Source organism: Micromonospora sp. A200 (assembly GCF_029893845.1).
In the GTDB taxonomy this organism is placed as follows: Bacteria; Actinomycetota; Actinomycetes; order Mycobacteriales; family Micromonosporaceae; genus Micromonospora; species Micromonospora purpureochromogenes.
The window spans coordinates 13,086-34,095 of record NZ_JARXXY010000052.1; the positions used below are offsets into that span (position 1 = coordinate 13,086).

The 21,010-nt window shown below is 72.7% G+C and carries 18 protein-coding genes, 3 tRNA genes and 2 riboswitches; of the genes, 16 read left to right on the top strand and 5 right to left on the bottom strand.

The window, feature by feature from the left end:
- Positions 1 to 74: 74 nt before the first annotated feature.
- Together M2302_RS30565 and M2302_RS30570 are read right to left on the bottom strand one after the other, a co-directional pair.
- On the bottom strand, positions 75 to 1,184 hold the full coding sequence (locus M2302_RS30565; protein WP_280841276.1) for a hypothetical protein: 1,110 nt from the start codon (positions 1,182 to 1,184) through the stop codon (positions 75 to 77).
- Positions 1,184 to 1,699 (bottom strand): SigE family RNA polymerase sigma factor, encoded by a 516-nt coding sequence (locus M2302_RS30570; protein ID WP_280841277.1) that lies wholly within the window; start codon positions 1,697 to 1,699, stop codon positions 1,184 to 1,186. The genes M2302_RS30565 and M2302_RS30570 overlap by 1 nt, the downstream gene beginning before the upstream one ends.
- 210 nt (positions 1,700 to 1,909) lie before the next feature.
- Positions 1,910 to 2,056, top strand: a riboswitch (cobalamin riboswitch).
- 229 nt (positions 2,057 to 2,285) lie between these two features.
- On the opposite strand from M2302_RS30570, the gene M2302_RS30575 reads away from it, so the two are divergent.
- Genes M2302_RS30575 through M2302_RS30585 form a run of 3 tightly spaced genes read left to right on the top strand, consistent with a single transcriptional unit; the run spans position 2,286 to position 6,656 of the window.
- Positions 2,286 to 4,571, top strand: a complete 2,286-nt coding sequence (locus M2302_RS30575; protein WP_280841294.1) for a ribonucleoside-diphosphate reductase subunit alpha — start codon at positions 2,286 to 2,288, stop codon at positions 4,569 to 4,571.
- A gap of 2 nt (positions 4,572 to 4,573) precedes the next feature.
- Positions 4,574 to 5,569: a ribonucleotide-diphosphate reductase subunit beta gene (locus M2302_RS30580; RefSeq protein WP_280841295.1), complete on the top strand. Its 996-nt coding sequence runs from the start codon at positions 4,574 to 4,576 to the stop codon at positions 5,567 to 5,569.
- A gap of 13 nt (positions 5,570 to 5,582) precedes the next feature.
- On the top strand, positions 5,583 to 6,656 hold the full coding sequence (locus M2302_RS30585; RefSeq protein WP_280841278.1) for a crosslink repair DNA glycosylase YcaQ family protein: 1,074 nt from the start codon (positions 5,583 to 5,585) through the stop codon (positions 6,654 to 6,656).
- Here M2302_RS30585 and bluB read toward each other — a convergent pair.
- Entirely contained in the window at positions 6,640 to 7,269 is a 630-nt protein-coding gene (gene bluB / locus M2302_RS30590; protein WP_280841279.1) for a 5,6-dimethylbenzimidazole synthase, read from the bottom strand. The genes M2302_RS30585 and bluB overlap by 17 nt on opposite strands.
- A gap of 35 nt (positions 7,270 to 7,304) precedes the next feature.
- A riboswitch (cobalamin riboswitch) is annotated at positions 7,305 to 7,503 on the bottom strand.
- 73 nt (positions 7,504 to 7,576) lie between these two features.
- Between bluB and M2302_RS30595 the strand changes: the two genes are divergently transcribed.
- Entirely contained in the window at positions 7,577 to 8,338 is a 762-nt protein-coding gene (locus M2302_RS30595; RefSeq protein WP_280841280.1) for a crotonase/enoyl-CoA hydratase family protein, read from the top strand.
- On the opposite strand, the gene M2302_RS30600 is transcribed toward M2302_RS30595, so the two are convergent.
- Entirely contained in the window at positions 8,331 to 9,815 is a 1,485-nt protein-coding gene (locus tag M2302_RS30600; RefSeq protein WP_280841281.1) for an FAD-dependent oxidoreductase, read from the bottom strand. The two genes, M2302_RS30595 and M2302_RS30600, sit on opposite strands and share 8 nt — an antisense overlap.
- A 91-nt stretch (positions 9,816 to 9,906) precedes the next feature.
- Between M2302_RS30600 and M2302_RS30605 the strand changes: the two genes are divergently transcribed.
- Positions 9,907 to 10,962, top strand: coding sequence for a serine hydrolase domain-containing protein (locus tag M2302_RS30605; protein WP_280841282.1), 1,056 nt, complete (start codon positions 9,907 to 9,909; stop codon positions 10,960 to 10,962).
- A 173-nt stretch (positions 10,963 to 11,135) separates the two neighbouring features.
- Here M2302_RS30605 and M2302_RS30610 read toward each other — a convergent pair whose 3' ends face one another.
- A complete protein-coding gene (locus M2302_RS30610) occupies positions 11,136 to 12,053 on the bottom strand; it encodes a phytoene/squalene synthase family protein (protein WP_280841283.1) in 918 nt (305 codons plus the stop codon).
- 64 nt (positions 12,054 to 12,117) lie between these two features.
- Here M2302_RS30610 and M2302_RS30615 point away from each other — a divergent pair, with 64 nt between their 5' ends.
- The 11 genes from M2302_RS30615 to M2302_RS30665 all read left to right on the top strand — a co-directional run bounded on the left by M2302_RS30615 (position 12,118) and on the right by M2302_RS30665 (position 20,861).
- Positions 12,118 to 13,272 carry a polyprenyl synthetase family protein gene (locus M2302_RS30615; protein ID WP_280841284.1) on the top strand — a complete coding sequence of 385 codons (1,155 nt, stop codon included), beginning with the start codon at positions 12,118 to 12,120 and terminating at the stop codon, positions 13,270 to 13,272.
- A 28-nt stretch (positions 13,273 to 13,300) separates the two neighbouring features.
- Positions 13,301 to 14,782 carry a phytoene desaturase family protein gene (gene crtI, locus M2302_RS30620; protein ID WP_280841285.1) on the top strand — a complete coding sequence of 494 codons (1,482 nt, stop codon included), beginning with the start codon at positions 13,301 to 13,303 and terminating at the stop codon, positions 14,780 to 14,782.
- Positions 14,783 to 14,858: 76 nt separating this feature from the next.
- Entirely contained in the window at positions 14,859 to 15,464 is a 606-nt protein-coding gene (idi, locus tag M2302_RS30625; protein ID WP_280841286.1) for an isopentenyl-diphosphate Delta-isomerase, read from the top strand.
- A complete protein-coding gene (locus M2302_RS30630) occupies positions 15,454 to 16,395 on the top strand; it encodes a MerR family transcriptional regulator (protein WP_280841287.1) in 942 nt (313 codons plus the stop codon). The genes idi and M2302_RS30630 overlap by 11 nt, the downstream gene beginning before the upstream one ends.
- A gap of 74 nt (positions 16,396 to 16,469) precedes the next feature.
- A complete protein-coding gene (locus M2302_RS30635; protein ID WP_280841288.1) occupies positions 16,470 to 17,270 on the top strand; it encodes a polysaccharide deacetylase family protein in 801 nt (266 codons plus the stop codon).
- Positions 17,271 to 17,425: 155 nt separating this feature from the next.
- Positions 17,426 to 17,498: transfer RNA gene (locus M2302_RS30640), tRNA-Glu, on the top strand.
- 33 nt (positions 17,499 to 17,531) lie between these two features.
- Positions 17,532 to 17,608 (top strand) — tRNA-Asp (locus M2302_RS30645).
- A 102-nt stretch (positions 17,609 to 17,710) separates the two neighbouring features.
- Positions 17,711 to 17,784: transfer RNA gene (locus M2302_RS30650), tRNA-Phe, on the top strand.
- 942 nt (positions 17,785 to 18,726) lie between these two features.
- Positions 18,727 to 19,089, top strand: coding sequence for a hypothetical protein (locus tag M2302_RS30655; protein WP_280841289.1), 363 nt, complete (start codon positions 18,727 to 18,729; stop codon positions 19,087 to 19,089).
- A gap of 261 nt (positions 19,090 to 19,350) precedes the next feature.
- Entirely contained in the window at positions 19,351 to 20,487 is a 1,137-nt protein-coding gene (locus tag M2302_RS30660; protein ID WP_280841290.1) for a site-specific integrase, read from the top strand.
- 89 nt (positions 20,488 to 20,576) lie between these two features.
- Positions 20,577 to 20,861 carry a hypothetical protein gene (locus M2302_RS30665; RefSeq protein ID WP_280841291.1) on the top strand — a complete coding sequence of 95 codons (285 nt, stop codon included), beginning with the start codon at positions 20,577 to 20,579 and terminating at the stop codon, positions 20,859 to 20,861.
- The last annotated feature ends 149 nt before the right edge of the window (positions 20,862 to 21,010 follow it).

Sequence of the window (21,010 nt, forward strand, 5' to 3'; positions counted from 1 at the left end):
GCACGTTCCCCGACTTCCCGGCAGATGCGGTCGCAAACCGGGCGGCGGGGACGAATTCCGCCACCCGGTCGGGATCAGCGCCACTTCGCCACGTCGGGCTGCAGGGTGGCGCTGCGGAACAGGCCGTCCAGGTTGCCGCCGAGCTTGCGCAGGGCGGCCTTGTCGTGTGCTGTCATCTCCAGGTAGAGGCCTTGGACCCAGTAGACCTGGAGGCTGGCGCCGCCGTCGACCGACGAGCGCCGGCGGGCGGGGTGGCCGTCGATCTTCGAGTCGGGCGGCGCGATCACCCCGTCGCCGGCCGGGAACGTGAGCGGCAGCACCAGCACGACCAGCGGCCAGTCCCCGTATCTCGTCCGCCTGCCGTTGCCGTAGGAGACTTCGGCCTCCCAGCTCCCGCTCGACCGCACGCTGACCCGGTACGCCATCGGTTTCAGGTCGGCCGGGGGCGTGGCGAAGCGCACCGGCAGCCGGATCGGCCAGTCCACGGCGTAGCGGAGGTCGAGGGCGATCCGCCGAGCGACGGCGCGCGGGTCGCCGGCACTCTCGGGAATGTGCCGCACGATCACCTCGGCCCAGGCGCCCGGGGCGTATTCCCAGCGCAGCGCGGCGGACCGGGGCTCGACGGTGGCGTTGGCGTTCCAGCGGGCGGTCCGTCCGTTGACCGGCTCGGCCGGCTCCAGGCCGGCGGAGCCCGCCCGGCCGGCGGCCACGGCGAAGTCCCGGTCGATGCCGAGCGCGATGTCCCTGCCGGCGGGGACGATCCGAAGTTCGGCCGCGGGCGCGTCCTTGACGGGCCGGGGTGACGTCTGCGGCGCCGACGCGGTCAGCGCGAGCTGGTCGGTTCCGGTGCGGACGGTCCGGTCGGTCATGACGGGGGGAACCCAACCGAACTCGGCGTACTGCCGGGTGGGGTCGAAGGCGGCCGGCGCGGTCGCCGGCATCGGCGCGGCGGTCGCCGTCGGGGAGGGCGTGATCGCCGGGGTGACCGGCGTCGACCGGTCCGCCCGGCCGACCAGCGCCGGGGCGGCGGCCAGGACCGCGACCACCGCGAGCCCGGCGGTGGCCGTCGCGGCGATCCGCCGCCGCCGCACCTGCCGGCGCCCGTCGCGTACGGCCCGGTGCAGGTCCACGGCGGACGGCGGGAGCGTTACGTCCCGCAGCGGCGTTAGCAGCTTCTCCTCCATCACATCCCCTCTCCGGTGATCGCGTAGGCGCCCGTGCCGAGCAGCCGGCGCAGGCTGGCCAGGCCGTGCGAGGTCTGGCTCTTGACCGTGCCGGCGGTGCAGCCGAGGGTGGCGGCCACCTCGTCCACCGGCCGGTCGTGCAGGAAGCGCAGCACCAGCACGGCCCGCTGCCGGGGCGGCACCTGGGCGAGCGCGGCGTGCAGCAGCTCCCGGTCCTCCACCGCGTCGCCGGTCGGGGCGGGCGCCGGCTCGGGTGTCGTGTCGACCAGGCGGACCCGGGACCAGAGCCGGCGCTTCTCGTCGAGGAAGACCCGGACCAGCACGGTACGCACGTACGCGTCGACGTTGTCCGCCTCGCGGGCCCGCCGCCAGCCGACGTAGAGCCGGGTGACGGCGCTCTGGACGAGATCGTCGCCACGGTGCGCGTCCCCGGTCAGGTGGCAGGCGATCCGGCGCAGCGCCGGCAGCCGCGACGTGACGTACTCGACGTACTCCTGTTCCAGGTCCGCCCGCATCCACCCACCCCGTCCGTGACCATTCATCCCGCTGACGGGGTCGGGCACCGTCCAGGTTGTACGCGGCGCAGATTTTCTCTCCGACGCGACACGCCCACAGCATATGGTGTGTTGGCTTTTTGCGACCCACTACATCTAGGATCACTTTCACTGCTGGTGCGACCCCCCCAAGGGTCCGCCAGGCGTCGACGTCCGCCAGGCGTCGCGCCGAACAGGAAACCCGGTGCGAATCCGGGACTGCCCCGCAGCGGTGAGCGGGAACGACCGCCGTCACGAGCACTGGGCCCGACGGGGCCCGGGAAGCGACGGCCAGTAGGCGAACGCGCCGGACGCGTCTGCCCGCGAGTCCGAAGACCTGCCAGCAGGGCGTGCCCACCGGGCACGCGGACCACCTCGGGGCCTCGTGGGAGGGCCGTCGAGCCGTACGGAGCACCGCCGGCACACCGACCGGTGGCGATCCGGCGTGCCGTCGTGCCCTCCCGCGGTCCACACCGACCACCCAGGAGAGCACGTGACGGCGTCATCCACCATTGCCCCACCCCCGGTCGGGGCACTGCGGGACCTGCTGCACCGACACCACCACGACCTGCCCGACACCGACCCGGAGCGGATCCTCGCCCTGGTCTCCTCGGGCCGCACCGCCGGCGCGGACACCGACGAGCTGACCCGGCTGGCCATCGCGGCGGCGGCCGGGCTCACCGCCGAGGAGCCCGGGTACGCCCGGCTGGCCGCCCGCCTGCTCGCCGGGCGGATCGCCGACGAGACCACCGACCAGGGCATCGACAGCTTCAGCGACAGCGCCGCCGCCGCGTACGCCGAGGGCCTGCTGGACCCGGGCTTCGCCGGCTTCGTCGCGACGCACGCCGCCGCCCTCGACGCCCTGGTCGACCACGCCGGCGACGACGCCTTCGAGTACTTCGGACTGCGCACCCTGCACGACCGCTACCTGCTGCGCCACCCGCGCAGTCGGGCGGTGCTGGAACGGCCGCAGCACTTCTGGCTGCGGGTGGCCACCGGCCTCTCCGACACCGTGGAGCAGGCCGGCGAGCTGTACCGGCTGATGTCCCGGCTGGCCTACCTGCCCAGCTCGCCGACGCTGTTCAACGCCGGCGCCCGGCACCAGCAGCTCTCCTCCTGCTTCCTGGTCGACTCGCCGCGCGACGAACTGGACTCGATCTACCAGCGCTACACGCAGGTGGCGAGGCTGTCCAAGTTCGCCGGTGGGATCGGCATCTCGTGGTCCCGGGTGCGCTCGCGGGGGTCGCTGATCCGGGGCACCAACGGCCGCTCCAACGGCATCGTGCCCTGGCTGCGCACCCTCGACGCCAGCGTCGCGGCGGTCAACCAGGGCGGCCGGCGCAAGGGCGCGGCCTGCGTCTACCTGGACACCTGGCACGCCGACATCGAGGAGTTCCTGGAGCTGAAAGACAACACCGGCGACGAGGCCCGGCGTACGCACAACCTCAACCTGGCCAACTGGGTGCCCGACGAGTTCATGCGCCGCGTCGAGGCGGACGCCGACTGGTCGCTGTTCGACCCGAAGGAGGTGCCGGAGCTGGTCGACCTGTGGGGCGCGGAGTTCGACGCCGCGTACCGGGCGGCGGAGGCGGCCGGCAGGGCGGTCCGGACGCTGCCGGCCCGCACCCTGTACGGCCGGATGATGCGCACCCTGGCGCAGACCGGCAACGGCTGGATGACGTTCAAGGACGCGGCGAACCGCACCTGCAACCAGGTCGGCGCGGGCGGCGGCGTGGTGCACCACTCCAACCTCTGCACCGAGATCCTGGAGGTGACCAGCGACGACGAGACGGCCGTCTGCACGCTCGGCTCGGTCAACCTGGCCGCCCACCTGGTCGACGGTGCCGTGGACTTCGCCAAGCTCGCCGCTACGGTCCGGCTGGCCGTCGGGGCGCTGGACCGGGCGATCGACCGGAACTGGTTCCCCACCGAGCAGGCGGCCACCGCGCACCGGCGGTGGCGGCCGCTGGGGCTGGGCGTGATGGGGCTGGCCGATGTCTTCGCCGCGCTGCGGCTGCCGTTCGACTCGCCGGAGGCCTTGGCGCTGTCCACCCGGATCGCCGAGGAGGTCGCCCTGGCCGCGTACGACGCCTCCGCCGACCTGGCGGCGGAGCGCGGCGCGCACCCGGCGTACCCGCTGACCCGGGCGGCCGGCGGGGTGCTGCACCCGGACCACTGGCCGGACGCCCGGCCCACCCGGCCGGAGGCGTGGGCGGCGCTGCGGGAGAAGGTGGCCCGGCACGGGCTGCGCAACTCGCTGCTGGTGGCGATCGCGCCGACGGCCACCATCGCCTCGATCGCCGGCTGCGCCGAGTGCGTCGAGCCGCTGGTCTCCAACGTCTTCAAGCGGGAGACCCTCTCCGGGGAGTTCCTCCAGGTCAACCGGCATCTGGTCGCCGACCTGAAGCGGCTGGGCCGGTGGACCCCGCAGACCCGGGACGCGATCAAGCGGGCGGACGGCTCGGTGCAGGAGCTGGACCTGCCGGCGGAGCTGAAGGCGCTGCACCGCACCGCCTGGGAGCTGCCGCAGAAGGCGCTGATCGACCTGGCCGCCGCCCGCGCCCCGTACGTGGACCAGTCGCAGTCGCTCAACCTGTTCCAGGCCAGCCCGACCATCGGCCGGCTCTCCTCGATGTACGCGTACGCCTGGCGGGCCGGCCTGAAGACCACCTACTACCTGCGGTCCCGGCCGGCGACCCGGATCGCGCAGACCACGGTCGCCGCCGCGCCGGCCGCCGTACCCGTGCCCTCGCCGCGACCGGCGGCACCGGCCCTGCTCACCCTGTCCCTCGGCGAGAGCGACGCGGTCGCCTGCTCGCTGGAGAACCCCGAGATCTGCGAGGCCTGCCAGTGACGATGCTGCTCGACCCCGGCATGGACCTGACCCTGCGACCGATGCGCTACCCGGACTTCTACGAGCGGTTCCGGGCCGCCATCCGCAACACCTGGACGGTGGAGGAGGTGGACCTGGCCTCCGACGTACCCGATCTGGCCACGCTCTCCGCCGGCGAGCGGCACCTGGTCCACCGCCTGGTGGCGTTCTTCGCCACCGGCGACTCGATCGTGGCGAACAACCTGGTGCTCAACCTCTACCAGCACCTCAACGCGCCCGAGGCCCGCCTCTACCTCTCCCGCCAGCTCTACGAGGAGGCGGTGCACGTCCAGTTCTACCTGACCCTGCTCGACACCTACCTGCCCGACCACGACGAGCGGGCGAAGGCGTTCGCGGCGGTCGAGCACATCCCGTCGATCCGCGACAAGGCGGAGTTCTGCTTCCGATGGATCGACTCGATCGGCCGGCTGCACCGGCTGGAGAGCCGGGCGGAGCGGCGGGCGTTCCTGCTCAACCTGATCTGTTTCGCGGCCTGCGTGGAGGGCCTCTTCTTCTACGGCGCCTTCGCCTACGTCTACTGGCTGCGCTCGCGCGGGCTGCTCTCGGGGCTGGCCACCGGCACCAACTGGGTGTTCCGGGACGAGTCGATGCACATGGAGTTCGCCTTCTCGGTGGTCGACACCGTCCGTGCCGAGGAGCCGTCGCTGTTCGACGAGGCGATGGCGGATGAGGTGCGGACCATGCTGGACGAGGCGGTGACGGCCGAGCTGGCCTTCGCCCGGGACCTCTGCGGGGAGGGCCTGCCGGGCATGAACACCGCCGACATGCGCCGCTACCTGGAGTACGTGGCGGACGCCCGGCTCGCCCGACTCGGCCTGCCGCCGGCGTACGGGTCGACGAACCCGTTCCCGTTCATGGAGTTGCAGGACGTGCAGGAGCTGACCAACTTCTTCGAGCGGCGGGTGTCCGCGTACCAGGTGGCGGTCGGCGGTGAGGTCAGCCTGGACGACGACTTCTGAGTAGCCTCGCCTGATGCGGCTTCATCGAATCGATCGTCGTGAGGCTCGGCGCATCGCCGTCCGGGCCCAGCTGCTCGACGCGCACCGGGCGACGGACCTCTTGACCGTCCTGGACCGGTTGTCGTTCCTGCAGTTGGACCCGACGGCGGCGGTGGCGCCCAGCGCCGACCTGGTGGCGTGGACCCGGCTCGGCGCCGGGTACGCGCCGGCCCACCTGCGGCAGGCGGTGGAGCGTGACCGCACCGCGTTCGAGCAGTTCCAGCACCTGGCGATGGTGCGTCCAATGGCGGACCTCGGGCTCCACCTCGCCGAGATGGCCACGTGTCCGGAGGATCCGCGGCGGCGCGCCTGGCTGAAAGCCAACGACTCCTTCCGCCGCGACGTGCTCGATCTGCTGCGCGCCTCCGGCCCGCTGCTGTCCCGCGAGGTGCCGGACACCAGCGTGGTGCCCTGGCCGTCGACCGGCTGGACGAACAACCGCAACGTCACACAGATGCTGGAGCTCCTCGCCGCCCGCGGCGAGATCGCCATCGCCGACCGGGTCGGCCGGCAACGTCGGTGGGACCTGGCCGAGCGGGTCTACCCGGCCGGCACGACGGCCGTCCCGGTGGACGAGGCGCGGCGGACGCGCGACGAGCGGCGGTTGCGTTCGCTGGGCATCGCCCGGGCGTCGGTCGTCGGGGAGGCCGGTGAACCGGCGCAGGTCGAGGGCACCGCCGGCGGGTGGCGGGTGGACCCGGCGGCCCTCGGTCAGCCGTTCGCCGGCCGTACCGCGCTGCTGTCGCCCTTCGACCGGCTGGTCCACGACCGGAAGCGGGCCCGGGAGCTCTTCGACTTCGAGTACGTCCTGGAGATGTACCTGCCGAAGGCGAGACGCCGCTGGGGCTACTTCGCGCTGCCCGTGCTGCACCACGACCGGCTCGTCGGCAAGGTGGACGCCACGGCCGACCGCCCGGCCGGGGTCCTGCGGGTGCACGCCATCCACCAGGACGTCCCGTTCGACCCCGCCGTCACCGCGGCGGTGGACGCCGAACTGGCGGCCCTGGCCTCCTGGCTGGACCTGCCCACGGTCACCCACGCTCCGTAGCCCACCGATCGGTGTGCAGCGCCTCGGCCAGCGGGCGCTTCTGTCGCCAGCCGTGCCGGGCCAGGTCGGGCACCTTCTCCAGGTGCGTCACCGGCCCGACGCAGAGCCAGGCCACCGGCCGGATGCCCGCGGGAATGGCCAGCAGGTCGGCCAGGAACGGCTCCCGGTAGAAGGAGACCCAGCCGACGCCGAGGCCCTCGGCGGTGGCGGCCAGCCAGAGGTTCTGGATGGCCAGGCAGACCGAGTAGAGGCCGGCGTCGGCGATGGCGTGCCGGCCCAGCACGGCCGGGCCGCCCCGCGACGGGTCGTAGGTCACCACGATCGACAGGGTCGACTCCAACACACCGTCGATCTTGATGCGGGCGAACCGTGCCGCCGCCTCGCCGGACAGGGTGGCCGCGAAGGTGTCGCGTTCCGTCCGGACGTGCTCGTGGAAGCGGCGGCGCAGCCCGGCGTCCCGGACCAGGACGAAGTCCCACGGCTGTGAGTAGCCGACGCTGGGCGCGGCGTGCGCGGCGTCGAGGACGCGGTGCAGGGTGTCGTCCGGCACCGGCGCCCCGGTGAACTCGGCCCGGACGTCCCGGCGACGGTGGATGGCGGTGTAGAGGTCCACGGCAGGCTCCCGCTGCGCAAGGCCCACCCCGGACGGGTGGGCGGTCGACGCGAGGCCGGTCTTCGGACTCCCGGATCGACGCCTGGCCGCCCGCCTTCCCAGCCGTACGGCCAGTGGCTGCGCTCTCGCGCGTGGACGGTGGCTCCCCGGTCACCGCGGCGGGCCCGTGCCGGATTTCCACCGGCTTCCCGATTCTCCCCGCGCACGCGGGGCACCTCGCATGATCGTTGCCGTCGGCGATGTTAGCGGCCCATCGGGCGCCGGTCGCCCCTGGCGTGCCGGCGCCGCCGGGCGGCATGCTGTGCCGATGGCCGTACACGTCACGCACGACGGACCGGTGACCACGGTGATCCTCGACCGGGCGGCGTCGCGCAACGCCGTCGACGGTCCCACCGCGCGGGCGCTCGCCGACGCGTTCCGCGCCTTCGAGGCCGACCCGGAGGCCCGGGTCGCGGTGCTCTGGGGCGCCGGCGGCACGTTCTGCTCCGGCGCCGACCTCAAGGCGATCGGCACGCCCAGCGGCAACCGGGTCGAGCCGGACGGCGACGGCCCGATGGGTCCGACCCGGATGTCGCTGTCCAAGCCGGTCGTCGCCGCGATCTCCGGGTACGCCGTGGCCGGCGGCCTGGAGCTGGCGCTCTGGTGCGACCTGCGGGTCGCCGAGTCCGACGCGGTGCTCGGGGTGTTCTGCCGGCGCTGGGGCGTACCGCTGATCGACGGCGGGACGGTCCGGCTGCCGAGGTTGATCGGGGAGAGCCGGGCGATGGACCTGATCCTCACCGGCCGCCCGGTGCCCGCCGAGGAGGCGTACGCGATGGGGTTGGTCAACCGGTTGGTCGCGCCGGGTGAGGCGCGGGCGGAGGCCGAGCGGTTGGCCGCCGAGATCGCCCGACACCCGCAGACCTGCCTGCGCAACGACCGCGCGTCGGTGCTCGCCACCGCCGGCCTGACCGAGCCGGAGGCGCTCGCCACCGAGCTGGCGTACGGCATGCGGTCGCTGGAAGCGGACGCGGCGGCCGGCGCGGCCCGGTTCGCCGCCGGCGCCGGCCGCCACGGCACCGTCAGCTGAGGTCGCGCAGGGCGTCCTCGATCGCCCGGTGGAACGTCGGGTACGCGTAGATCATGTGTCGGAGGTGGCTCAACGGCACCGCCGCGTGCACCGCCACCACCAGCGCCGACAGCACCTCGCCGCCGGCCGGGCCGACGGAGGTCGCGCCGACCAGCACGCCCTGGTCGGCGTCCGCGACGAGCTTGATGAAGCCGTCGTTGCCGGCCTTGTGGATCCAACCGCGAGCGGACGACGACAGCTGGGCGATGCCGACCTGCACGTTGATGCCGCGCTGGCGGGCCTGGTGCTCGGTGAGCCCGACCGCGCCGACCTCCGGATCGGTGAAGGTGACCCGGGGCAGCGCCCGGTAGTCGGCGCGGGGCAGGGTACCGGCGGCACCGCTCGGGCCGGTCGCGGTCATCGCGCCGCCGACCGCGCTGGCCGCGCCCATCGCACCGCCCACCACGCTGGCCGTCCCGCTCGGGTCGGGGGCGCGGTCGGCGTGCCGGGTGCGGTCCAGCACGTCGGCGATGACGATCGCCGCCTGGTACATCGCGATGTGGGTGAAGGCCCCCTCACCGGTGACGTCGCCGACCGCCCAGACACCGTCGGTCACCCGCATCTGCGTGTCGACCGGCAGGTAGCGCTGCCCGGCGTCCATGCCGATCGTGTCCAGGCCCAGCTCCTCCAGGTGCGCCCGGCGCCCGGTGACCACCAGCAGCCGCTCCGCGTGGAACGCGTCGTCGCCGGCGTGCACGGTGAAGGTGGCACCGTCGTGGCTGACCCGGTCCGCCTTGACGCCCGCGCGGATCTCCACCCCGTCGGCGCGCAGCGCCTTCTCGGCCACCTCGGAGGACTCGGGCTCCTCGACCGCGAGGACCCGGTCCGCCGCCTCGACCACCGTCACCCGTACGCCGAACCGGGCGAACACCTGCGCCAGCTCCAGCCCGATCGCGCCGCCGCCGAGGACGAGCAGCGACTCGGGCAGCTCCTCGACCTCGATCGCCTGGTGGTTCGTCCAGTACGGCGTGTCGGCCAGCCCTTCGATCGGCGGCACGGAGGGCCGGGTGCCGGTGCCGAACACGATCCCGTGCCGGGCCTGGATGACCTGGTCGCCGACGCGTACCCGGCCGGGGCCGTCGAGCCGGGCGCTGCCGCGCAGGAACCGCCCACCTTTGCCGGTGAACCGGTCGACCGCCACCGTGTCGTCCCAGGTGTCGGTTGCCTCCTCGCGGATCCGCTTGGCCACCGGCGCCCAGTCCGGCTGGACCTGGGCCGAACCGGCCAGCTCGTTGACCCGCCGCGCCTCGGCGAGCGCGTTCGCCGCCCTGATCATCATCTTGCTGGGGATGCACCCCCAGTACGGGCACTCCCCGCCGACCAGGTCCCGTTCGATGCCGACGACGCTCAGGCCGGCCTCGGCGAGCCGCCCGGCCACCTCCTCGCCGCCGACGCCCAACCCGACCACGACCACGTCCACCACTTCCGGCTCCGCCATGCCGTCAGCATTCCCCAGCCACCGGACGCCGGCCAGCAACCCCACCAGAATTCCCGCGCCCGTAATCATTCCTACCGCCTACGGTGGCCGCATGCCCGATCGCTTCGCCCCCGTCCGCGACTGCTTCCACGATCTGCTGGCCACCGGCCGGGAGACCGGCGCCGCCCTGGCCATCTGGTACGACGGCCACCCGGTGGTCGACCTGGGTGCCGACAGCCGCGGGGCGTGGCGGCCGGACACGCTGGTGAACGTCTACTCGGTCGGCAAGCCCGTCGCGGCGCTCTGCCTGCTGCTGCTCGTCGACCGGGGTCGGCTCGACCTGGACGACCCGGTGGCGACCCACTGGCCCGGGTTCCGCACCCCCGCCACGGTCCGCCAGGTGCTGAACCACACCGCCGGCCTGCCGACCTTCCCGGTGGCCCGGGCGGCCGAGGCGGTCGCCGACTGGGAGCTGCTCTGCGCCGACCTGGCCGCCGCCGACCCGGAGTGGGAGCCGGGCAGCGTCGCGGGCGAGCACGCCTGGACATACGGGCACCTGGTGGGCGAGCTGGTCCGCCGGGTCGACGGGCGGTCGGTGGGGCGGTTCCTGGCCGAGGAGATCGCCGATCCGTGGCGCCTCGACCTGGGTTTCGGACTCGGGGCGGCGGACCAGCGGCGGTGCGTGGACCTGTCGTACGGCGATCCGGCCTGGCCGGTGCGGATGCTGGGTGAGCCGGGGTCCCTGCGGGCCCGCGCGCTGAGCAACCCACCCGGCGGCCTCGACCTCACGATGGTCAACAGCCCGCTCTGGCGGAGCGCGCTGGTCCCGGCGGTCAACCTGCACGCCACGGCGTCCGCACTGGCCCGGCTCTACGCGGGCCTGGCCGCCGGCGGCACCCTCGACGGGGTACGCCTGTTCAGCCCCGAGCTGGTCGCCGAGGCCACCCGGGTCCAGTACGACGGCCCGGACTTGCTGCTCGATCGCCGGGCCTGCTGGACGCTGGGGATGCAGCGCGAGCCGGACGGGAGCTGGGGCATGGGCGGGATCGGCGGCAGCAGCGCCTGGGCGGACCCGGAGCGGGGCTACGTCTTCGCCTACGCCACGTCCCACCTGGCCGACCACGACCGGGTGGACGAACTGGTCGAGGTACTGCACTCCTGCCTCTAGCCCGGGTCGGGTCAGCGCAGCCAGACCGGGTCGGCGCCGGGCGCCTCCAGCGGCGGCGGATAGTCCAGCTTCCGGCGTACGTCGTCGGGGAGCCGCCACGGCTGGTGCACCGCCTTCCCCCCAGGCTCTGGTGCAGGAACCGGGTGCGGTTCGGTGACCTGCGGTCCGCGTACTCACCGCGAGACCAGGCTCGGCCCGGGTACGGCGACTGGGCTGCCGGTCGGGGTGAGCAGGGCCCGGGCGGCCACCGCCAGCCGGCGGCGCTGCGGCACCAGCGCCCGGCGGACGAACACGTCGTAGCCCTGCGCGGCGACCTCGTCGAGGATCCCGCCGTAGAGCGCGTACGCGGTCCGCATGCACGCCTGCGAGGCGGGGTTGAGCAGGGTGATGCCCGGTGCGGCGGCCTCGTAGTGCGCCTGGGCGCGGCTCACCTCGTACTCGATCAGGTCCCGGATCCTCGGCGTGGTGCGGGCCTGTTCCTTCGCGGCGAGCAGGTCGTCGCGGGTGACGTCGAACTTGGCCAGGTCCTCGTCGGGCAGGTAGGTGCGGCCCAGGTCGAGGTCCTCGGCGACGTCCCGGATGAAGTTGGTGAGCTGGAAGGCGATGCCGAGCTGGCGGGCCGGCTCGCGGGCCGCAGCCGGGTCGGAGCTGCCGAGGATCGGCAGCATCATGGTGCCGATGACCGCGGCAGAGCCCTCCATGTAGTCGAGCAGGTCGTCGTAGGTCGGGTACGACAGCACGGTCAGGTCCATCGCCATGCTGCGCAGAAACGACGCGAAGTCGGCGCGGTCGAGATCGAAGACGGCGATGGTGTGCAGCACGGCCGGGAGCAGCGGGTCGTCGACCGGCTCACCGTGCAGGCCGGCGACGAACTCCGACGACCACTCGTCCAGCCGGGCGGCGCGCTCGGCGGGCGGCAGCTCCTCGGTGCGGTCGACGATCTCGTCGGCGTGGCGCGTGAATCCATACAGGGCGTGCACATGACGTCGTTTCCACGCGGGGAGCAGCCGGGTGGCGAGATAGTAGGTGCGACCGTGCCGTCGGTGCAGCTCCTGGCAGCGGGCATAGGCAGCGGTGAGATCGGTGTCCACCGGCCCTCCTCGAATTCGACGCAGCAATCGACGCAACTCGTAACCCTAGGGTACGCTCGCCGACATGGCCAACGACGCAGTCGCGGGTAATACGCTCCGCGTCGCGCCGGCACAGCCGGGAGCGACGGACGATCCGGTCCGCGGCGTACTGGCCGCGTTCACGAAAGAGCTGATCAAGGGGGTGGACGACACCCTGGCGGCCTTCCTGGCCGCCGAGGTCGGCTCACTCACCGAGATCGACGGAGCGATGGGTGGCTTCGCGGCCACCGCGCGCGACTGCGTGCTGGCCGGTGGCAAGCGGGTCCGGCCGACCTTCGCGTACTGGGGCTGGCGCGGGGTGGTCGGCGGCGCGGAGCCGCTGTCGACGGTGCTGCCGGCGTTCGCCGCCCTGGAACTGCTGCACACCTTCGCGCTGGTGCACGACGACGTGATGGACGGCTCCGACACCCGGCGCGGTCGGCCCACCGCGCACCGCGCCGCCGCCGCCCGGCACGTCGCCGCCGGGTACGCCGGGGACCCGGCCCGGTTCGGCGAGGCCGTGGCCGTGCTCGTCGGCGACCTCTGCCTGGTCTGGGCCGACCGGCTGCTCAGCCACTCCACCGTGGCGCCGGCCCGGCTGTTCGAGGTGCGGCGCTGCTACGACCAGATGCGGATCGAGACGATCGCCGGGCAGTACCTCGACGTGCTGGGCGAGCACGATCCGGCGAACTGGTCGGTGGACCGGGCGCTGCGGGTGGCCCGCTACAAGACCGCCAGCTACACCGTCCAGCGCCCGCTGCTGTTCGGCGCCTGCCTGGCCGGTGTCGCCGCCGACGCGCCACTGATCGCCGCGTACACCCGCTACGGCCTGGCCGTCGGGGAGGCGTTCCAGCTCCGCGACGACCTGCTCGGCGTCTACGGCGACCCGGCGACCACCGGCAAGCCGGCCGGCGACGACCTGCGTACCGGCAAGCCGACCGCGCTGCTGATGCTGGCCCGCCAACTGGCCACCCCCGGCCAGCGGCGGGCGCTGGAGCGGGCCGGCCGGGTCACCGGCGCCCGGGACGTGGCCCGGCTCGCCGAACTGGTCGCCGACACCGGGGCGGTGTCCCGGGTCGAGCGGATGATCTCCGACCGGGTGTCCGAGGCGCTGACCGCGCTGGCCACCGCGTCGATCGATGAGACCGCGCGCACCGCGCTGATCGGCCTCGCCACCGCCGCGACCAGGCGGCGGGCATGATGAGCGACCTTGCGAAGGAGGTGGTCACGTGCGGACCGTGAACGGGCGTACGGACCGGGTGGTGGTCGTCGGCGCGGGCCTGGGCGGGCTGGCGTGCGCGCTGCACCTGGCCGGCAGCGGCCGGCAGGTGACCGTGGTGGAGCGCGAGCCGGTGCCGGGCGGCCGGGCCGGCCGGCTGGCCGTCGACGGGTACGAGTTCGACACCGGCCCCACCGTGCTCACCATGCCCGACCTGATCGCCGAGGCACTGGGCGCGGTCGGCGAGGAACTCGACGACTGGCTGGACCTCACCCCGGTCGACCCCGCCTACCGGGCCTACTATCCCGACGGCTCGACGCTGGACGTCATCACCGACACCACCCGGATGGCCGCCGAGATCGCCCGGGTCTGCGGCCCCCGCGAGGCCGACGGCTACCTGCGCTTCGTGGACTACGCGCGCAACCTGTGGCACTGGGAGCGGACCGACTTCATCGACCGCAACCTGGACGCCCCGACCGACCTGCTCACCGCCAACCTGGTGAAGCTGCTGGCCAACGGCGCGTTCCGGCGACTCCAGACGAAGATCAACCAGTTCTTCCGCGACCCGCGTACCCAGCGCATCTTCTCCTTCCAGGCGATGTACGCGGGCCTCGCCCCACACGACGCGCTGGCCATCTACAGCGTCATCGCGTACCTCGACTCGGTGGCCGGGGTCTACTTCCCGCGTGGCGGCATCCACGCGGTCTCCCGGGCCATGGCCGGCGCCGCCGAGAAGCACGGCGTGCAGTTCCGGTACGGCACCACGGTGACCCGGGTGGAGACCGCCAACGGCCGGGCCACCGGGGTCCTCACCGCCGACGGAGAGCTGATCCCGGCCGACGTGGTGGTGCTCAACCCGGACCTGCCGGTCGCCTACCGTGACCTGCTGCCCCCGGCCCGCCAACGGAAGTTGACCTACTCGCCGTCCTGCGTCGTGCTGCACGTCGGCTCGACCCAGGGTTATGAGAAGATCGCCCACCACAACATCCACTTCGGACGGAAGTGGAAGGGCACCTTCGACGAGGTCATCCGGCGCGGTGAGCTGATGACCGACCCGTCGCTGCTGGTCACCAACCCCAGCCGGACCGACCCGGCGGTGGCCCCGGCCGGGCGGCACACCTACTACGTGCTGGCGCCGGTGCCCAACCTGGAACGGGGCCCGTTCGACTGGCGCGGCGACCTGAGCCGGCGCTACGCCGACCAGCTCGTGGCGACGCTGGAGGAGCGCGGGTACGTGGGCTTCGGCGCCGGCATCGAGGTGCTGCGTACGATCACCCCCGCCGAGTGGGAGGAGCAGGGCATGGCCGCCGGTACGCCGTTCGCCGCCGCGCACAGCCTCTTCCAGACCGGCCCGTTCCGGCCGTCGAACCTGCACCGGCAGCTGCCCAACGTCGTGTTCACCGGCTCCGGCACCCAGCCGGGCGTGGGCGTACCGATGGTGCTGATCTCCGGGAAACTGGCGGCCAACCGGATCACCGGTGCCGGGCGGTGAGCGCGCGGAGCGCGGCCCGGCGGCACGGCACAGGCAGGACGGACGCGACGCACACGCGGAACGGGGGGCGGGTCCGGTGACGTCCCGGGAAGGGCACCTGGTCGAGCTCGTCGACGACCGCGGCAACGTGCTCGGCGAGGCCACCGTGGCCGCGGCGCACCAGGCGCCAGGGCGGCTGCACCGCGCCTTCTCGGTGCTGCTGGTCGACCCGGCCGGCCGGGTGCTGCTGCAACGGCGGGCCCCGATCAAGACCCGGTTCCCGCAGCGCTGGGCCAACTCCTGCTGCGGCCACCCCCGACCGGCCGAGTCGCTGGTGGAGGCCGCCAACCGCCGGCTGGCCGAGGAGCTGGGCGCCGCCCCGGTCACGCTGACCGAGGTCGGCGTCTACCTCTACTACGCCGAGGACCCGGCCACCGGCCGGGTCGAGTTCGAGTACGACCACGTGCTGCGGGCCGACGTGCCGGCCGACGTCACCGTGCTGCCGGACCCCGACGAGGTGTCCGCGCTGCGCTGGGTCGACCCGGTACGGCTGATGGCCGAGATCGACGCGGACCCCCGCGCGTACGCGCCCTGGCTGGGCGGGGTGGTGAGCCGGCTGCTGCGCGCCGGCGGCCCCGCCGACCCCACCATCCCGTCCGGCGTTCCGGCGGACGACGCGTCGGAGCGGTCGGGTGGCCGATGAGGCGCTGAGCGCGGGGGCCGTCGCACGCCGACTGGGCGTGGCGGTCACCACGCTGCGTACCTGGCACCAGCGCTACGGCCTCGGTCCCAGCCAGCACGTACCGGGTCACCACCGGCGCTACACGCCGGCCGACCTCGCGCGCCTGGAGATCATGCGTCGGCTCACCGCGGAGGGGATCACCCCGGCCGAGGCGGCTCGCTGGGCGAAGCAGAGCCCTGGCGTCGGTCCCGCCGCCGAGGTGCGGCTGCGCGCCGGAGCCGGTCGGGACGGTGGCGGGCAGACGATCCCGGTGGGCCGGGCCGGGCCGGTCGCCCGTGGCCTGGCCCGGGCCGCCATGCGCCTGGACTCGGCGGCGATCAGCGAGACCATCGACAACGCCCTCGCCCGGGACGGCGTGGTCGCCACCTGGGACGGCCTGCTGCGCCCGGTGCTGGCCGGCATCGGCGAGCGGCACGCCGCGACCGCCGGTCTGATCGAGGTCGAACACCTGATGTCCCGGTGCGTCTCCGAGGCGTTCGCCACGGTGGCCCGGCCCGGCCCGGCCGCCGGCCCGGCCCGGATCCTGCTCGCCTGTGCCGACGAGGAACAGCACACCCTGCCGTTGGAGGCGTTGGCCGCCACGCTCGCCGAGGCGGGTGTGGCGTATCGCATGCTGGGTGCCCGGGTGCCGCTCGCGGCGCTGATCGAGGCGGTGAATCGGACCGGCCCGGCCGCGGTGGTGCTCTGGTCGCACACCCGCGCCACCGCCGACCCGCGGCAGCTGTCCGCCCTGCTCGGGATGGTTCGACGGCCCCTGCTGGTGCTGGCCGCCGGCCCCGGCTGGCAGGCCGACACCCTGCCCGCCGGCGTGGTCCGGCCGGTCGACCTGACCGAGGCGGTGTCGCTGGCGTTGGCCGTCCGGGACTCGCTGGATCAGTCGAGCGGGGCCTGACCGACCCTGCCGGATCGGCGCGTCGTCCACTACCGTCGGGGCCTACCGCGTACCCGACCCCCCTCGGAGTGACGATGCGTGCACGCCCCGTCCTGGCGGCCGCCCTCGGCCTGGTCCTGCTCCTCGCCGGCGGCTGCGGCGAACCGCAGCCGGACCCCCAGCAGGCCGCGGCACCCGCCCCGACGGCGGCGGCGAGTCCGTCGCCGGTGACCGCGCCGTCACCGGCAGCGACTCCGCGGCCGACCACGAAACCCAAGCCCCGGCTGCGGCCGAAGCCCACCACGCTGCCCGCGGGCCTGCGGCGCGCCACCGGGGTACGCGCCGTCGCGCTGACCTTCGACGACGGCCCGGACCCGGCCTGGACGCCGAAGGTCCTCGACCAGTTGCGGGCCGCCCGGGTCAAGGCGACGTTCTGCCTGGTCGGCACCGAGGTAAGCAAGCACCCGGAGCTGGTCGTCCGGATCGTCCGTGAGGGTCACCAGCTCTGCAACCACAGCTGGCGGCACGACTTCGACCTGGGCCGACGGCCGGTGGCCGAGATCCGGGCCGACCTGGCCCGGACCGACCGGGCCATCCAGGCCGCCGTGCCGGGCGCCAAGGTGCCGTTCTATCGCCAGCCGGGCGGCCGGTGGACCCCGGAGGTGGTGGCGGTGGCCCGGCAGCTCGGCATGCGGTCGCTGCACTGGAGCGTGGACCCGCAGGACTGGGCGAAGCCGACCGCCGCCACCCTCGCCAAGCGGGTCCACGGCGCCGCCCGCCCCGGCGCGATCGTGCTGATGCACGACGGCGGGGGCGATCGCAGCCGCACCCTGGCCGCCTGCCCGCACCTGATCACCGACCTGAAACGGCGCTTCGGCGTCGCCCCGCCCCGGTGACACCCGCCCTGAACTGCAGTTTTGCCCGGGAATGTGCCACCGGCCATACCGGTTTGGTCCACTGACCGGGCATGGCATATGCTTCTCATGCCTCCGGCGGGGCCGGATGGGAGCAAGTCCGCTTGAAGTTGCGAGTGTGCAATGATGGCGGGGCCGCCCTCATCGTCTAGCGGCCCAGGACGCCGCCCTTTCAAGGCGGTAGCACGGGTTCGAATCCCGTTGGGGGCACGGTCCGGCTCACGCCGGATGCAACACCAGCCAGGTCCTGTGGAGCAGTTGGAGTGCTCGCCGCCCTGTCAAGGCGGAGGTCGCGGGTTCAAGTCCCGTCAGGACCGCCAGCGCCGACGCCGCGTGAACCATTGCGCGGCGTTCTGCGTATCGGAGCATGTGACCCTTTCGGCGGAGACCCCGCCTTCCGGGTAGCATGGACCGAGCATCACGGCCAGGTAGCTCAGTTGGTACGAGCGTCCGACTGAAAATCGGAAGGTCGGCGGTTCGACCCCGCCCCTGGCCACATAGCCTTTCGCCGGGCTACAGAGGTCCCCACCAGCGGAAACGCCGGTGGGGATCTTGCTTTGTGCGCCCTTGCCGGCTGGATCGCCGGTGCCCGTGGCTGACCACTCTTGGCCCTTTATCGCCGCCGCTAGTTGCACGTTCGCTGCACGCCGCTCTCCGGTGAACCGGTCACATCGGCCCTGGACGCAACCCGCCATCCCTCACAATGAGCCCGATCTCGCGCAGACGAGCTGACCGCCGTTGATCCTCGGCTCCCGTGTCAACGGACACGCAACGGGCACGGCGACCGAGGGATTATGAGATCAAAATGGGCGATCCGTCGACCTGGGCACATGGTGGTCTAGCAGCGGAAACGCCTCTCGACATCTCTCACCACTCCACCGCTGTCCGTCGCCCTCTTGCGGACTAGATGCGGACTGCGCCGCCTGGACTCCACCCCCGGCGATCGTAGGCTCGTTTCGTGGTGTCAGCGATCGAGACGGTGAGGCTTGTTGTCGTTGTCGCGATCCTGCTGCCCCTCCTGGTGCTCATGGTGATCGCTCTGTTGAAGCCACGAAACTCCCGGTCCGACGACGGGCCCCCTGATTTGCTTCACCCTCCGCCGGACGGGGGCGCTGGCGGCGATGCAGGCGGCGGTGGGAACTAGTTTCAAGCGGCCCGCGAAGGCAGATCGTCAGTTTGGAAGAGCGTGCTCAAGCGGTCGTGATGCCCGAAACGCCTGCGGGCGGCGGCCGGCCCGGTTGCGTCTCGTGCCCGCTCGTGCCCGCTGGGCGCCGCGGTTACTGGCCCACGGATGGCCCATGCCGGCCTTCGGATCAGAAGAAGATCACGGATGGCTGGTCGGGCAGCGGCTCCGCTGGTCGGCCCGTCCGTGGTTGTCGGGCACCGTCGGCGCTTGCGGGCAGTCTTGGCAGTACGGATGGCTGTACAGTCCCTGCCTGTGGGCACGGACGTGACGTTGCTTGTCGGCACCGCCGAACCGGACGATGCGCCACCCTGCCTGGCACGGTTCGGGCGAGAGGTCGCAGGAGTGCTCGGCCTCAAAGACTTGAGAACCGGCGACCATCGGTATGTCATTGGTGACGGGGAGGATTTTCGCGCTTGGCTCGAATTCCACCCCGAGGACGAGGAGCCGCACCTCAGTCACCCCTTCTGGGTAGACCTGGCGACCGAGAAGGGTGCCGAGGAGGAGGTCGGTAGGAGGTTGTTCCAGGAGCTGGCAGACACCGGACGCTTCCGTGTGGTGCTGTTCCTGGACTGGGACTGCGACCGGTCGACCCACTTTTCGTGCCAGGACTGGTGACCTGGCGGTACCGCTAGGGGCGAGTGCGGCGGATCTCCTCGTCGGGCAGTCGCCAGACCGTCCAGCCTCCCCGGACGGGGACAAGGTGGAGCGCCCTACCGGACGAACGACCTTGGCCCCGTCCGGGGAGGCTGGTAGCCCTTGTGGTGCCCGGCGAGGTGATCCGCCCCGGCTGATCTCTGAGGAGGGCCGGGGTTCGGGGCGGAGCCCCGAGGTCTTCGTGGTCCTGGTAGCCCCAAGCGTGGCCGGCCGGCCCGGCCGATGCCGGCCGAAGGTCGCCAGCAGGCCGGGGCCGGGCCGGCGCGGCCCGCTTTGCGGGCCGCCTTGTTCGTGCCGCCTGGCGGCGGTGCTCGGCAGACCGCGCCGCACACCTTCAAGACGAAGACTGATGCCAACCGCTGGTTGACGCTGGTGGAGGCGGATATCTCGCGTGGCACCTGGTTGGACGATCGTGCGGCGTCGGAAACGTTCGGCAACTATGCGCGGGCCATTCTGCGGGACAGTCCAAAGATCGGCGTTCGGTGGCGGGAGACGTGCGAGCGGAACCTGCGGCTGCACCTGGCACCCCTGGTCGAGGTGCCGCTTCGTGAACTCACTGCCAGCCGGGTCCGGGAGTGGCATGCAGCCGCGCTGCGGGGCAAGGGCGGGCGCACTTCCATCTCTCAGTCGTACCGCTTCCTGCGCATGGTCATGAACACCGCTGTGCGTGAGGGCATCATCGCCCGGAACCCGTGCCAGATCCCCGGTGCCGGTACGGTGCGCGTCGCTGAGCGGCCAGTCGCCACACCGGCTCAGGTCGTCGCCCTGGTCGACGCCATCAACCCGCGTTACCGCACCGCTGTTCTCATCGCCGCGTGGTGCGGCCTGCGCCGTGGTGAGATCGCCGGCCTGCGCGTCTCGGACGTGGACCTGACCGAGCACACGATCACCGTCCGGAAGGCACGTGTCGAACCGCTGCACGCTCTTGGGCAGGCGTTCGACAAGGATCCCAAGTCGGAGGCAGGGAAGCGGACGGTCGCCATTCCGCCCCATGTCGTGCCGCTGGTTCGGCTGCACCTGGATGAGTACGCGGGTCAAGATCGGCTGTTCGTGAGCCGCGATGGAACGCCGCTGCGGGGCAACACCTTGTATCAAGCGTTCGTCCGTGCGCGGAAGAAGGTGGGTCTCGACGATCTGACCTTCCACGACCTGCGGCACACCGGGCAGACCCTCGCCGCGCAGACCGGCGCGACCTTGGCCGACCTCATGAAGCGACTCGGGCACTCTTCCATGGCGGCGGCTCGCCGGTACCTGCACGCCGTCGACGGGCGTGATCGTGAGATCGCCAAAGCCCTGTCGGAACTCGCCGCGCACGGTGATGTTGCACGGCTGCCCCGGCACATCACCATGCGGCACTAGTTGGTGAGTGCCATGGAAGCCTTTCCCGGGTGTTTCATGAAGCCTGGAACGGGGAGACGGCGCACTGGGCGAGCTGGGGAGGTTCCCTCGTGACCGAGCAACAGCAGCACATGAACATCGACATGCAGGATGCGCTCCTGATCATTCACCGCGCTGCCGTAATGCACCGGGACGACCAACTGCACGAGGCGGCCGGAAGCATCAGCCGAGCGCTGGAAAAGCTGGGGCAGCCGTGCCCCGAGAGACCGGAATATCGCCACTGCCCAGTGTGCAATGCCAAGCCTGGGCAGTTCTGCATAGCGGTGCCGGGGCGCCCGTTGGGCGACTCGGCAACCACGCACCGGGAGCGGGCGACCGAGGGGGCGTGCGCCTAGTTGCACGCTAGTGGCACGGCGACCTCCGGCGACTCCCTGACGTGGCTCCCCTCTGTGTCATCCATGAAGGAGCGGGGCCGGTCAAGGCTCGGGTTTTGACCCTCTGACGTTGATTTTTCCGGTTCCGGCAGCGGGTCTCGGGCAGGCGT

Coding starts and splice junctions, on each gene's coding strand:
- M2302_RS30565 (WP_280841276.1), bottom strand. CDS start 1,184: ATGGAGGAGAAGCTGCTAACGCCGCTGCGGGACGTAACGCTCCCGCCG.
- M2302_RS30570 (WP_280841277.1), bottom strand. CDS start 1,699: ATGCGGGCGGACCTGGAACAGGAGTACGTCGAGTACGTCACGTCGCGG.
- M2302_RS30580 (WP_280841295.1), top strand. CDS start 4,574: ATGCTGCTCGACCCCGGCATGGACCTGACCCTGCGACCGATGCGCTAC.
- M2302_RS30585 (WP_280841278.1), top strand. CDS start 5,583: ATGCGGCTTCATCGAATCGATCGTCGTGAGGCTCGGCGCATCGCCGTC.
- M2302_RS30595 (WP_280841280.1), top strand. CDS start 7,577: ATGGCCGTACACGTCACGCACGACGGACCGGTGACCACGGTGATCCTC.
- M2302_RS30600 (WP_280841281.1), bottom strand. CDS start 9,815: ATGGCGGAGCCGGAAGTGGTGGACGTGGTCGTGGTCGGGTTGGGCGTC.
- M2302_RS30605 (WP_280841282.1), top strand. CDS start 9,907: ATGCCCGATCGCTTCGCCCCCGTCCGCGACTGCTTCCACGATCTGCTG.
- M2302_RS30615 (WP_280841284.1), top strand. CDS start 12,118: ATGGCCAACGACGCAGTCGCGGGTAATACGCTCCGCGTCGCGCCGGCA.
- M2302_RS30635 (WP_280841288.1), top strand. CDS start 16,470: ATGCGTGCACGCCCCGTCCTGGCGGCCGCCCTCGGCCTGGTCCTGCTC.
- M2302_RS30660 (WP_280841290.1), top strand. CDS start 19,351: ATGCCGGCCGAAGGTCGCCAGCAGGCCGGGGCCGGGCCGGCGCGGCCC.